Origin of the sequence: Prochlorococcus marinus CUG1415 (genome assembly GCF_017696015.1) — a bacterium.
GTDB classification, from domain to species: Bacteria; Cyanobacteriota; Cyanobacteriia; order PCC-6307; family Cyanobiaceae; genus Prochlorococcus_A; species Prochlorococcus_A marinus_AE.
Genome location: NZ_JAAORL010000001.1, coordinates 568161 through 581583 on the forward strand (window position 1 = coordinate 568161; position 13423 = coordinate 581583).

At 32.5% G+C, this 13423-nt stretch carries 13 protein-coding genes; 6 read left to right on the forward strand and 7 right to left on the reverse strand.

What is annotated here, in order from left to right:
* Positions 1 to 36 precede the first annotated feature (36 nt).
* Genes thrB through HA143_RS03230 form a run of 5 tightly spaced genes read right to left on the reverse strand, consistent with a single transcriptional unit; the run spans position 37 to position 5385 of the window.
* Positions 37 to 984, reverse strand: coding sequence for a homoserine kinase (gene thrB, locus HA143_RS03210; RefSeq protein ID WP_209083194.1), 948 nt, complete (start codon positions 982 to 984; stop codon positions 37 to 39).
* A gap of 4 nt (positions 985 to 988) precedes the next feature.
* Positions 989 to 2026, reverse strand: a complete 1038-nt coding sequence (locus HA143_RS03215; RefSeq protein WP_209083195.1) for a glucokinase — start codon at positions 2024 to 2026, stop codon at positions 989 to 991.
* A gap of 10 nt (positions 2027 to 2036) precedes the next feature.
* Positions 2037 to 3953, reverse strand: coding sequence for a threonine--tRNA ligase (gene thrS / locus HA143_RS03220; RefSeq protein WP_209083196.1), 1917 nt, complete (start codon positions 3951 to 3953; stop codon positions 2037 to 2039).
* 3 nt (positions 3954 to 3956) lie between these two features.
* Complete coding sequence (gene trpS / locus HA143_RS03225) at positions 3957 to 4973, reverse strand: tryptophan--tRNA ligase (RefSeq protein WP_209083197.1); 1017 nt, start codon at positions 4971 to 4973, stop codon at positions 3957 to 3959.
* Complete coding sequence (locus HA143_RS03230; protein ID WP_209083198.1) at positions 4963 to 5385, reverse strand: hypothetical protein; 423 nt, start codon at positions 5383 to 5385, stop codon at positions 4963 to 4965. The genes trpS and HA143_RS03230 overlap by 11 nt, the downstream gene beginning before the upstream one ends.
* A gap of 166 nt (positions 5386 to 5551) precedes the next feature.
* Between HA143_RS03230 and HA143_RS03235 the strand changes: the two genes are divergently transcribed.
* Genes HA143_RS03235 through HA143_RS03255 form a run of 5 tightly spaced genes read left to right on the forward strand, consistent with a single transcriptional unit; the run spans position 5552 to position 10635 of the window.
* On the forward strand, positions 5552 to 6886 hold the full coding sequence (locus HA143_RS03235; protein WP_209083199.1) for a DUF697 domain-containing protein: 1335 nt from the start codon (positions 5552 to 5554) through the stop codon (positions 6884 to 6886).
* A gap of 20 nt (positions 6887 to 6906) precedes the next feature.
* A complete protein-coding gene (locus HA143_RS03240; protein ID WP_209083200.1) occupies positions 6907 to 7815 on the forward strand; it encodes a metal ABC transporter substrate-binding protein in 909 nt (302 codons plus the stop codon).
* 3 nt (positions 7816 to 7818) lie between these two features.
* Complete coding sequence (locus HA143_RS03245; protein WP_209083201.1) at positions 7819 to 8583, forward strand: metal ABC transporter ATP-binding protein; 765 nt, start codon at positions 7819 to 7821, stop codon at positions 8581 to 8583.
* Positions 8584 to 8593: 10 nt separating this feature from the next.
* Positions 8594 to 9466 carry a metal ABC transporter permease gene (locus tag HA143_RS03250; RefSeq protein ID WP_209083202.1) on the forward strand — a complete coding sequence of 291 codons (873 nt, stop codon included), beginning with the start codon at positions 8594 to 8596 and terminating at the stop codon, positions 9464 to 9466.
* Between the two features lie 2 nt (positions 9467 to 9468).
* Entirely contained in the window at positions 9469 to 10635 is a 1167-nt protein-coding gene (locus HA143_RS03255) for a DUF4336 domain-containing protein (protein ID WP_209083203.1), read from the forward strand.
* A 6-nt stretch (positions 10636 to 10641) separates the two neighbouring features.
* On the opposite strand, the gene HA143_RS03260 is transcribed toward HA143_RS03255, so the two are convergent.
* Positions 10642 to 10977: a DUF760 domain-containing protein gene (locus tag HA143_RS03260; RefSeq protein ID WP_011862621.1), complete on the reverse strand. Its 336-nt coding sequence runs from the start codon at positions 10975 to 10977 to the stop codon at positions 10642 to 10644.
* Between the two features lie 45 nt (positions 10978 to 11022).
* Positions 11023 to 11607, reverse strand: coding sequence for a signal peptidase I (gene lepB / locus HA143_RS03265; RefSeq protein ID WP_209083204.1), 585 nt, complete (start codon positions 11605 to 11607; stop codon positions 11023 to 11025).
* Positions 11608 to 11657: 50 nt separating this feature from the next.
* Between lepB and menD the strand changes: the two genes are divergently transcribed.
* Positions 11658 to 13421: a 2-succinyl-5-enolpyruvyl-6-hydroxy-3-cyclohexene-1-carboxylic-acid synthase gene (gene menD, locus HA143_RS03270; RefSeq protein ID WP_209083205.1), complete on the forward strand. Its 1764-nt coding sequence runs from the start codon at positions 11658 to 11660 to the stop codon at positions 13419 to 13421.
* Positions 13422 to 13423 lie beyond the last annotated feature (2 nt).

The following is a 13423-nucleotide window of genomic DNA, read 5'->3' on the forward strand; positions in this document are numbered from 1 at the left end:
GCTTGAGACTATAACATTAAAAATGTCTAAGTAAAACTACTTACCCGCTATAGTACTAAATTGACTACCTGTTGTTTGAAGGTTTAAAAATGGGGCTCTACTAGCCACACCTAACTTCTCCCATGCTTTTACCATCGCTTGACTAATCATTTTGCCATTTTCCTTTTTACACAAAGCTAATATACTTGGTCCAGCCCCACTAATTGCGCATCCTAAAGCACCTGCCTGAAGCGCGGCATTTTTGACTTCTAATCCACCTTTAATAAGTTTCCATCTGTATGGTTCATGTAGCTTATCAAACATTCCCTCTTTTATGAGTTCATCATTTCCTGCTTTTAAGCCATTTAGTAATAAAGTAAGTGCTCCCATATTTATCACTGCATCTGACATTGGTACATTCTTAGGCATAACCTTCCTTGCTTCACTTGTGCTTAAACGAATCGCAGGTATTGCTACAACAGCTTTAATGGAATCGTGCCAATCACATCTTATGATTCTCCATCTTTGAGAAGATGACCGGGCTGTCAAACAAAGCCCCCCCAAGAGGGAGGGAACTACATTATCAGGATGACCTTCTATATCAATAGCAAGTTCTAAGAGTTTTTCTTTGGGCAATGGTGAGTTCATTATTGCATTTGCTCCGATTAGTCCCGCAACTATTGCTGTAGCACTGCTTCCAAGTCCTCGTGCAGGTGGCACCGCCAACTTAACTCTCGCTTCAAGTGCAAAAGGCTCCATATTTGTGCTCTCCCATACTTTCTGAGCCGCTCTAAAAACTAAGTTTTCAGGTCCACCTCTTAAATGATTACCATCTGTACTCTCCATTATTAAATCAAATCTCCCTCCACCGCCTTCAATTCTTGTAAAAATAAATTCATTATATAGATCTAATGCTGCACCAAGGCAGTCAAACCCAGGACCTAAATTGGCAGTCGTAGAAGGTACTGTTACTCTTATTTTTTTTCCTACTTCAGGAATAGACATTTTTTTACGTAGTGTTTAAAAGCATTTTTGCTCTGCAGGCTGCACTAAAGAGTCCAAACTCTTCATCTGAAATCACTCTCAGAGGTATTGTTCTAAGAATATCTTTTAATCTTCCTTTATCAAAAAATTGTTTCATAAATAAATCTGATTTAAAGTTTTTGAAATGTTTTGGTGCAGTTCCTCCAGAAATCCATAATCCCCCAAAGCATAATTCTTGAAGAGCAACATCTCCCAATAAAGAGGCATAAGCGCTTAACCAAATCCTTTCAACTTCAATCATTATTTGATCCCCTTCTTCAGAAAGATTACAAATTTTTTCGGGCAGCTTTTTTCTCAAACTATCAGAAATTTTAGTTTCTATAAAAAATTTTTGTAAAGGATGGTTTTTGGCATCAGATTTGCTAAGTCTCCATTCAGCAATTCTTGATAAACCAGTACCGCTAACGATCCTTTCACAAGATATCCTCTCAATATTTAAAGAATTTTTGAGCCAAGTCTTTAAGTTCCACTCTAATTCTGACTTTGGAGAGTATTCAACGTGTCCACCTTCACTAGCTAAAACTTTTACCTCCCTTCCTGATATTAGACCTCTTGCAATGCCCAAACCAGTACCGGCTCCAACAATAGCATGCAAATCATTGTTAGTCCCTGCAGATATTGATCCATTCTGGATAGTTGAATATTGATTTTTTTTTAAGAAAGGAATTCCATAAATTTGTACTGCAAAATCATTAATTAGCTCGCATTGTTCAAATTTAAATTTATTTTTTAATTTATTTCCTGAAATATTCCATGACAAGTTCATTATTTTTGCGTTGTTGTTAGATAAAGGACCAGCTACAGCGAAACATGCAGAAGAAGGATGAGTAATATTTTTGCATTCATTTTTGAGGAAATCTTCTAGGATCAGTTCAAAAGAATCCCAATCAGAAGATATATACTTCTTCTTGAATAACAATTTAGGTGAATCATCATTTATTACACTTTCAAATATTCCCAATAGAACCTTGGTACCTCCTAAATCACAAGCCAGAAAATTCATCTATTCGAAATTATTGTGTTCTTCCTTTTTTTTCTATTAATTCATCCATTAATTTGTATAGATTTGGTAGGTCGAAAATTCCTAAACTTGTTCCATCCAAAGCTCTTAAAGCGACTGAATCAATTTCCTCTTCTTTATCCCCAATAACTGCAATTAAGGGAACTCTCCCTAGAGTTGCCTCTCTTATTTTATATCCTATTTTTTCATTCCTAACATCAACTTTTGATCGGTAACCATTATTATTTATTAATTCATTAAACGTTAAACACTTTTCAATATTTCTATCCGTAATGCTCAATAAAATTATTTGATAAGGCGCAAGCCAAATTGGGAATTTTGCCTCATATTGTTCAATTAAGATTCCGATAAATCGCTCAAAGGATCCTAAAATTGCTCTATGAAGCATAACTGGATTTCTTTTCTCATTATCAATATCTACATAAGTTGCATCCAACCTAATAGGCATTGAGAAATCAACCTGAATAGTACCGCATTGCCAAACTCTATTAAGACAATCTTTTAAGGAGAATTCTATTTTGGGACCATAAAAAGCCCCCTCTCCTGGTTGGAGTTCCCATTTGAGGTTCTTATTATCGAGAGCTTTGGTAAGAGCCTCCTCTGATTTATCCCAAATCTCTTCACTACCTACCCTTTTTTCAGGACGGGTTGATAATTTGATAATAATTTCATCAAAACCAAAAGTTTTATAAACCTCGAAAACAAGATCTATAAAAGTTGATACCTCTTCTTGAATTTGCTCTTCTGTGCAGAATATATGTGCATCATCTTGTGTAAAGTTTCTTACTCTCATTAAGCCGTGCAGTGCACCAGAGGGCTCATTTCTGTGACAAGAACCAAATTCAGCAAGACGAATAGGTAAATCCTTATAACTTTTTAAACCTTGATTAAATACTTGTATATGGCATGGACAATTCATTGGTTTAATTGCATAAGTTCGATTTTCTGATGCAGTAGTGAACATATCGTCTCTAAATTTTTCCCAATGACCGGATTTTTCCCAAAGAGATTTATCAACAGCTTGTGGGGTTTTAATTTCTAAATAATCATTTTTTTTGAGTATTTCTCTTATGTACTTTTCCAGTACTTGGTAAATTGTCCATCCATTTGGATGCCAAAAAATCATTCCTGGAGATTCTTCTTGTATATGAAATAGTGAATGTTTTTTACCAAGTTTTCTATGATCCCTTTTTTCCGCTTCTTCAATTCTTGTTAAATAATCTTTGAGTTCTTTTTCTTTTGCCCATGCAGTTCCATATATTCTCTGTAATGATTCATTCTTACTATTCCCTCTCCAGTATGAACCTGATAACTTAAGTAATTTAAAGTGTCTCAAATGTCTAGTATTGGGTACGTGAGGCCCTCTACACATATCGATATATTCTTCGTGTTTGTATAAATTTATGAGCCCTTCTTCAGGAATTTCTTCAATTATTCGTAATTTAAAAGTCTCATCTCTTTCTTTAAACGTTTTAATTGCCTCTTCTTTAGAAACTTGTAAAATTTCAACGTCATAGTTTGTTTTTATTAATTTATTAATTCTGTTTTCGATTTTTATTAAATCTTCAGGAGTAAATCTGTATTCAGAGAAAATATCATAATAAAAACCATCTTCAATTACAGGACCAATTGCCATCTTAATATCAGAGTAAATTTGTTTAACTGCATGACCAATAAGATGAGCAAAAGAATGTCTTATTATTTCAATGCCTTCTTTATCTTTTGATGTGATGATTACAACTTCGGAATCTCTACTTATAGGAATAGTTGCATCAAGGAGAACATCATTTACTTTTCCAGCAATTGTTGCTTTAGCTAATCCAGCGCCTATAGTCTGGGCAATTTCTAGAATAGTTACAGATTTTTCGAAAACCTTTTTTGAACCATCTGGTAAGGTAATTATTGGCATATTTTATTTCTCCATTTCAAAGAATCCCAATTTTGATTTAACTCTTTTTAAAGTCTGATTTGCTAAATTTTCAGCTTTTTCCTTCCCTTCATCAAGGATTTTATTTAATTGATAGGGATCATTAATTAATAATTTATATTTTTTCTGAATAGGTTCTAGTGATTCAATAAGTTGTTCTGTAATTAATTTCTTAAATGTCCCCCATCCAGTCTCTGATAAATCATTTTCACATTGAGAAATTTCTTTGCCAGATAATATTGAATAAATCATCAAAAGATTCTTAGATTCTGGTCTCTCAGGGTTGTTAAATTCAATTCCAATAGAACTGTCACTTTTTGCTCTTTTTATTTTTTTCGTTATTACTTCAGGAGCATCTAATAAGTTAATACGACTGCCTTCATTAGGATCACTTTTGCTCATCTTTTTTGAACCATCAATTAAACTCATTATTTTTGATCCATTCTTCATGATTATTGGTTGAGGGATTTTTAAAATATTTTTATCCCTACTAAATCTGGCATTAATTCTCTGTTGTGCAATATCTCTGGCAAGTTCAAGATGTTGTTTTTGATCCTCACCTACGGGTACAAAGTCAGCGTCATATAGAAGAATGTCTGCAGCCATTAGGATCGGATAGTCAAATAATCCAATAGATACATTATTCCCCTGTTGTATGGATTTTTCTTTGAATTGAATCATTCTTTCCATCCAATTTATTGGGGTCATGCAATTCAATATCCAACAAAGTTCTGAATGTGCGGAAATCTGACTTTGGACAAAAATAGAGCATATATTGGGATCTATTCCACAAGCGACGTACAAAGCAGCAGTAGAGATAGTGTTCTGAGATAATTCTTTGGGATTATATGAAGCTGTGATTGCGTGCAAATCAACTACACATAGAAATGTTTCATATTGCTCTTGAAGCGTAACCCAATTATTTATGGCCCCAAGCCAATTCCCAATATGTAAATCACCAGTTGGTTGAACTCCCGAAAGAATTCTTTTTTTATTTGCCATCCTCTTCTACTGCGCTAGATTGGATCTCTTCAGTTGATGTACTTTTTACAGGTCTTGCAAAAGGGTCAGGTGCTGTTTTTGTCTTTTCTTCATAAGAATTTTGTGATTGTCTATTCGGAGAAGAGTTTTTATTATTTTTTGCATATTCTTTAATTGATTCAATCAATTTTTCGTCTTTGATCATTTCGCTAAGCGTTCTAACAGAGAAACCCAGAACTGCAACGGTAGATCTTAATTCAAAGGTCTCTTGTATTGATTTAACAGCTTTCATTTCGTTATCACTCAATCTTATGCGGAATCCTCCTCCATCTCTTCTGCCGCCTGATCTATCTCTGAAAACAGATCTTTCATTGTTAGAACGACCTCTGTAATTTTCTTGTCCAGAATTATTGCTGAAATTTGAATTAGACATCTTGATGTTTCTTGATTTGTTTAAATAGTCTATTAACTTAGCATCTATTTATGCAATAAGTCTCTTTAAAAGCCTTAAATTTTTATCTATTAATTAACGAGTTATGTAATTTTCCTTTTCTCATTCCCAACTTGCACTAAAATAAAATTAGATAAATCTAAGTATTGTGTTTGATATTACCAAAGAGAACCTTTTGAAGGATTTAATAAAGTTTCCGAAGAAAAACATCTTTATAATTTTACTTTTGTTAGGCTTTGGAGAATGGTTTGCAAGTGATGTAATACATTTAACAGGCGGGTCAATAGGATTTTTTATTTTATGCTTTGGAGGATATTTTTTCCTTAAGAATGACCAACCAAAATTTAATGAGCCAAAGGACTTAGATGGCTGGGTAAATCTTTGTAATGAAGACTTAAACTTCTATGAAAAACTTGAGGAGACTAATAATTTAGAAAAAGAAAATCTTAAAAGGCAACAATCCCTTGACTCGATACTTAATAGATTTGCAAAAGAGAAAATATGTTTTATTGGGAAGAAAAATTATGACTCAACTCAATCCTTATTTAGAGATTTCTTCAAAGAAGATAAGTTTGATTTTAATTTTATTGAAAAACTGCCAAAATATAATTCTTCGGAGATTGTCCCTGATAATGTAATAAATACTGATGCTGTTTTATATTTTCTAAATGCACCTTTATCTGCTAATGATTTTTTATGGTTAGAAAAGCTTCCCAAGGATATGCCCATTTGGTTAGTAGCCCAATCTTCAAATGGATTTGAATCTCAAAATGAAATAGATGAATTGAGGGATCAAATTTCAGGAGAATTTATAAATAGAATAATTAAAGTTGATACAAATAAAAATGAATTAACTCATATACCTTTTTCTTTAAGGAGATTTTTTCTAAGTTCAAGTAAAAATATTGAGAATACGAAGAAAAGACTTTTGAAGCAATTGCATACTAAATGGCAGTCTGAGATTGAGGGGATAAGAAGAAAACAATTGAAAGTTTTACAGAGGAAGAATCAAATTCTTGTTGCTACGACTGTTTTCTTGTCACCACTTCCTTCAATAGATGTTTTATCTATGACAGTCTTAAATTCTCTAATGATTAAAGAGATAAAATCAATATGGGGATGTAATTGGTCGCCAGAAATTTTGGATAAAGTATCAAAACAAATAATAAAGACTGCAATAGCTCAGGGAGTAATTGAATGGAGTGGTCAGACTTTAATTGGATTAACAAAATTTCATGGCCCAAATTGGTTGTTTTCAGGAACTTATCAGGCAATAAGTGCAGCATATTTAACAAGAGTCGTTTCTAGTTCCCTGGCGGATTTTATGGCGATAACAAAAGGAGTATCTGAGCCTGACTTAGAATTTATAAAAGAAAATTCTGAAAAAGTTGTTGAAAAAGCTTTTGAAAAGGAGAAAATAAATTGGCAATCTTTGATATCTGATTTAAAAAATCCTTTAATTCGACTTAGATATAGTTCATAATCTCTGGAATTATTCAAATAATGCGTAAAAAGTTTTTGCTTTCAATTCTTGGATGTTTAATTTTTCTTTTTTCAACTACTGGATGTAAGTCAATCTCAACTAAAAATGAAACTAAACAAAAGTTGATTTTAGTAAGCTTTACCGTTTTGGCAGATATAATTCAAAATATTTCTAAAAATGATGACTTCCTGGTTAAATCGATCACTAAGCCTGGAATAGAGGTTCATGGTTATAAACCAACTCCAAGCGACCTAATAAATGCCTCTGAAGCATTTGTTTTTGTGGATAATGGATTTGGATTTGAAATATGGTCAGAAAAATTTGTTTCTAATTTGAAAGTTCAAAGAATAACTATTGCAGATGATTTAGAACCAATATTAATAAGTGAAGATGCTTACAAAGGGAAACCAAATCCCCATGCCTGGATTTCTCCAAAAAGAGGAATTCTTTATGTAGATATTATCGTGGAATCTTTATCAGAATTGATGCCCTCCAAAACAGAGTTATTCAAAAAAAATGGAGAAACTTATAAACATAAACTCTCTAAAATTGATCAAGATTTCTCACTTTTTATTAATAACTTAGAAAAAGATAAAAGGTATCTAGTAAGTTGTGAAGGGGCATTTTCTTATCTCGCTAAGGATTATGGATTAAATGAAGTTTACTTATGGCCAGTTAATGCCGAGAGTCAAATTACGCCCCAGAGGATGGCAAGAACAATATCCTTAATTAAGAAAAAAAATGTCCCAGCTGTATTTTGTGAAAGTACTGTAAGTAATGAATCTCAAATGGTTGTTGTCAATGAAACTGGAACTAAATTTGGAGGAAATCTTTATGTTGATTCTTTGTCAAGTGATAATGGCCCAGCTAATTCTTACTTGGAAATGCTGAAACATAATTTGGAAATTATTAAAAGAGGTCTTGAATAAAATATGGAAAAACCTAATTATCAAAACTATAGGATTGATGCAGAAAATATATGCGTAGACTACAACGGCAAAGTTGCTTTGTATGATGCAAACTTAAGATTAAAGCCTGGTCAAATTTGTGGATTGGTAGGAATGAATGGAGCAGGGAAAACAACCTTTTTTAATGCATTGACTGGCTTTGTTAGCATTTCTAAGGGAAAAATAAGAATAAATGGAGAGTCTTTAAGGTCTGCTCAGAAAGACCAAACAATCGCTTATGTTCCTCAAAGTGAAGGTATTGATATTCAATTCCCTGTAAATGTTTGGGATGTTGTAATGATGGGAAGATATGGATCGATGAATGTTCTAAGGTGTCCAAGAGAGTCTGATATTCAGGCTGTTAAAGATGCTATTGAGAGGGTTGACCTGACCGATTTTTTATCTACACCAATTGGGAATTTGTCTGGAGGTCAAAGGAAAAGAACTTTTTTAGCCAGAGCAATTGCACAAAGAGCTTCAATATTATTGCTGGATGAACCCTTTACAGGAGTTGATATAAGAACTGAGAAACTAATTTCAGAATTATTTATTCAGTTTAAAAATGAGGGTAAAACAATTTTATTATCTACTCATGATATTATCCATGTTCGCGAATTTTGTGATTTGGTACTTTTAATAAACAAAACAGTTGTTGCATATGGGGAGGCTTCTGAAGTGTTTACACCTGAAAATATAACAACTACCTTTGGTGGGATCTCTCCTGACGTTTTGTTTGGGCCTGAGTCATGAAAAAATAATTATGGAGCCCTATTTATTCTCTAGTATAAATACATTCTTAACAGATCCTTTATCCCATGATTTCATGAGAAAAGCTCTATTGATGAGCTCTTTAGTGGCAGCTGTTTGTGGTTTTTTATCTAGTTATTTAACTCTCAAAGGTTGGGCTTTAATGGGGGATGCAGTATCTCACTCTGTAATGCCTGGAGTTGTTGTGGCTTATGCTTTGGGACTCCCATTCTCATTGGGTGCATTTATATTCGGTGTAGGTTCTGTAGCGCTTATAGGATTTGTTAAACAAAAATCGAGAGTTAAGGAAGATACCGTTATTGGATTAGTCTTTACAGGCTTCTTTGCTCTTGGAATAGTTTTGGTTTCTAAGATTAAAAGTAATATTGATCTCCACTCTATTCTTTTTGGAAGTCCATTAGGCATATCACTATCTGATGTGAAGCAAACATTATTGATCTCTTTGTTGGTAGTAATACTTTTATCAGTTTTTAGGAAAGATTTAATGCTTTACTGTTTTGATCCTAGACATGCAAAAACTGTGGGAATTAATGTTCTTTTCCTACATTATTTGCTTCTGACATGCTTATCATTAGCGGCCGTTGTTGGTTTGCAGACGGTTGGAATCATATTGGTAGTAGCAATGTTGATAACTCCTGGGGCTACGGCATATTTACTTACTGATCAATTTGATAATATGACCATTATTTCAGTATTAAGCGCCATTATATCAAGTGTAATAGGTATTTATTTTAGTTTTTGGTTCGATCTTGAAACCGGAGGTTCTATAGTATTAGCGCAAACTTTTATATTTTTATTTGCTTTTTTATTCGCTCCGAGATATGGAATATTCAAGTTTAAAAAATTCTTTTCTAATTACAAATAATCATGGTTGAAGAAAGTAGTAATAAAAATTGGCATTGGTGGCCTGTATTCCCTTTATATCCCTATGGGCAAAAGAAAACTCTTTTAAGAGAATTAATTCCTGATCAAATATGGTCTTTGGAACAAATACAGGGTCTTTATTATGTTGCAGTTCCAATAAGAATGACGGTAATAAAGGTTGAGAATGGATTGATGCTAATAAATCCACTACCACCGACAAAAGAATTAATAAATGAGTTAGAAAAATTAATTGCGATTCACGGCAAAGTAAAAACAATAATTCTACCGAGTGCCTCTGGACTAGAACATAAAATCGGACTGCCAGCTCTTTCAAGAGTTTTTAAAGATGCAGAAATTTGGCTTTGTCCTGGACAATGGAGTTTTCCAATAAATCTACCACTAGATTTTTTAGGAATTCCATCAAAAAGAACAAGAATACTGTTTGAGGAAGGTACTCCACATACAAACTCATTTAAATGGTCTTCATTAGGCCCACTGAATTTAGGACTTGGAAGATATCAGGAGATAAGCTGTTTCCACTATCCTACGAAAACTCTTCATGTGACAGACGCAATAGTTGGAATAGATTCCACACCACCTGAGATCTTTAATTTTGATCCAACTCCACTTCTTTTTCATTCTAGAGAGAGAGGAGACGAACCTTTGATTGACTCCATCGAACAAAGAAAAAAAGGATGGAAAAGGTTAATCTTATTTTCATCTTTTTTGAAACCAGGTAAATTAAATATTCCACCTTTAAAAAAAATATTTAAGTATTCATTCAAAAAAGATCTTAGAAATTGGAGATATCATTTCGGCATTTATCCCTTTTTATGGGACGAAGATTGGGAATCCTCTCTTGTTGAAATAATGGGTAAAGATACTCCTACGATTCAAATTGCACCAGTTTTACAAAAATTAATTTTTCCGCGCTCAAAAGAAGTTTTACTTAAATGGTTAGAAAATATAAAGTCTTTTGAAGATATGGAATATTTAATTCCAGCTCATTTTACGGCGCCTATAAAATTTACAATAGAAGATTGTCAAAAATTAATTAATGAAATTAATTCCCAAAAGTGGGACAAACTTCCTGAAGATAATAAATTTTTGATGGGTTTGTATAAAAAGTTGTTTGAACTAGGAATAATTCCAGAAGACGTAAACCTTTAAAAACTATTACTCTTCTATAGACATGTTTTCATCATTTTTAAGAGTTTGTTCCAGCTCTTTTCTTTGCTCCATTTGTCTTAAGAAATATCCTGTCATCATTGCAGAAGATAATAAATTAGCAATGTTTTCTTTTGAAGATGTTATTTTTACATCAAATTGATCTGAAGGAAGCATTCCAAGAAGACCTTGAACATTATGTCTAATAATTTCTTGAATATCTTCACTAGCTGATTTTGCTACTCTTTGCAAAACTTCTGGAGATTGTTTTTGTAAATATTGGATTAAATCATTCTCATCGTTTGGATCATTATTTTCAGTAGCAAGAAATTCTGGATTAAACATTTATACAGCTTCAATATATAAAAACCCTACAACATCACGTACCCATTAATCTAAATTATTAAGGGCAGGGAACCGAATAGGTCCAATTTTATTCAACGGCCAATATCTAAAAATAGCTTTACCAATAACCTTTTCATAGGGTAAAAACCCCCAAATATGTGAGTCCATACTGTTATTTCTATTATCTCCCATCACCCATAATGACTCTTCTGGGACAATAAAAGGCCCTAGTGAATAATTAATATTTTTGTCAAAAACGTAATTTCTTTGAGTGATATCATTTAAGTAGAGGTTACCGTCTCTTACTTCTATCTTGTCTCCGGGAATTCCAATTACTCGTTTTATTAGTGCAGTATCTGCTTCATAACCAGCATTAATTAATTGTTCCGGAACTTTAAAAACAACTATTTTATTTTTTAATGTTGAAAGATTTGATTTGGATGTGATTTTGGGGGATATTTTCTCAACAAGAATTTTATCTTGTATTTGAAGAGTTGGAAGCATTGAACCCGATGGGATCCATCTTGGCTCTATAACCTGCCATCGTATAATTAAAGCTATAGATATCCAGATTAAAAGATTTTTTAAATCCTTTAATATTGAATTTCTTTTTTCTTGAGTTGTAGACATGTTTTATTTAATTCAGTTATAAGGAAAACCCCAAAGCATTTATATAAATTATGACATCATCTATTGAATGCAAAAATTTTCTTAGAAGTTTACAACTTTTGAATCTTCTTATAAAAATAGGCGTTCAAAATTTAATAGTATGTCCTGGTAGTAGATCAGCACCTTTAGCAATAGCTGCTGGAGAATTAAATAAATTAGGACTGGTAAATATTTTTAATTCAATAGATGAGAGATCTGCTGGATTCCACTCTCTTGGAATTTCTGCTGCATCAGGTAATCTTTCTTTAGTTATTACCACTTCTGGGACTGCCGTAAGTAATTTATTGCCAGCAGCAGTTGAGGCAGACCGATCTTGTAAAGGTATTATATTTCTTACTGCTGATAGACCCTTAAGATTAAAAGATTGTGGCGCTAATCAAACAGTAAATCAAGAAGATTTTTTGAGTTCAGTCTGCAGAAGGGTTTTAAGTACAAATCTAAATGGACTTCATGAAACACAAGAAAATGAAATCTTGAATTTAGTGCGAATTACTGAGAAACAAATATCAACATTCCCTGGTCCTATTCATTTAAATATTCCTATTGATAAGCCTTTAGGTATTTCATTTTTGAATAAAAAAAATGTTTTAGAGGTTTTTGAGAGAATTTATTTAAAGAAAAAATATATATTTCAGGAAGTTGAAATAAAGTCTGATAAAAACAAATTCTTAGAAATTTCAAAAAGTTTAAATTTAGATGAATCCGGTATTATTTTGGTAGGTCCTTATCAAGGTTCCATAAATGATTTAACTTCTTTCAATAAATCTTTAGAACGATTACAAGAAATTACTGGTTGGCCAGTGTTTGCTGATCCTGTTTCAGGAGTTTATTCTGATTTGAGAGGATTAGTTGTGAATTGGGAATTAGTCTTAAGAAAAAATAAAAATTCAATAAATTGTCATCAACTTTTGAGGCTTGGCCCTATGTCATGCTCAATTGATTTGGAGAAGTTTTTAATAAACTTCGAAGGGATACAAATTCTTATAAAAGAAAAAAACCATAGAAAATTGGACCCTATAAAAAAATCATTTGAATATGATTTTGGACTATCAAATTTTACTACTCTATTGTTAGAAGAATTATCAATTAACGAAAAAAACAAAAAGTCTCTTACTCCGATGGCTCTAGATCTAATAGAGGAAGGTGAGCAAATTAAAGAAATTTTAAAAGAGAAAATTACTCAAGATAATCATATTACTGAGTATATGCTTGCAAATCTTGTTCCTAAACTTTGGCCAGCTGAAAATCCTATAATGCTCTCAGCGAGTAGCCCGATTAGAGATTGGCTTACATTTTCTGAAAATGCTACTTTAACAAGAAATTGTTTCAGCTTTAGGGGAGCTTCTGGTATAGACGGTACTTTATCTCTTGCATTAGGTATTTCTAGAATTAAAAATCCTCTACTTCTTGTGACTGGAGATTTGGCTTTTATTCATGATATAAACGGTTGGTTGATTGAAAATTCAATCGACATGAATTTAACAATTCTTCTGATAAATAATAATGGCGGAAATATATTTAATCGAATTTATAAAGAAAATTTAAAAGAAGATGAATTAAAAAAACTTTTTCTTATGCCAAAAGAAATAAACTGGCCAAAACTAGCAGAGGGCTATCAAGTAAATTTTAAAAGTGTGGCAAATTTTAAAAAATTACGAGAGGCATTCGATTGGAGCATTTCTATCCAGAAATCTGTAATAATTAAAGTTGATATTGATCCAGAAAATGAAATTTGTGAAAAAAATGCCCTGCTAGAAAAAATAATTGGCAGTTAAAT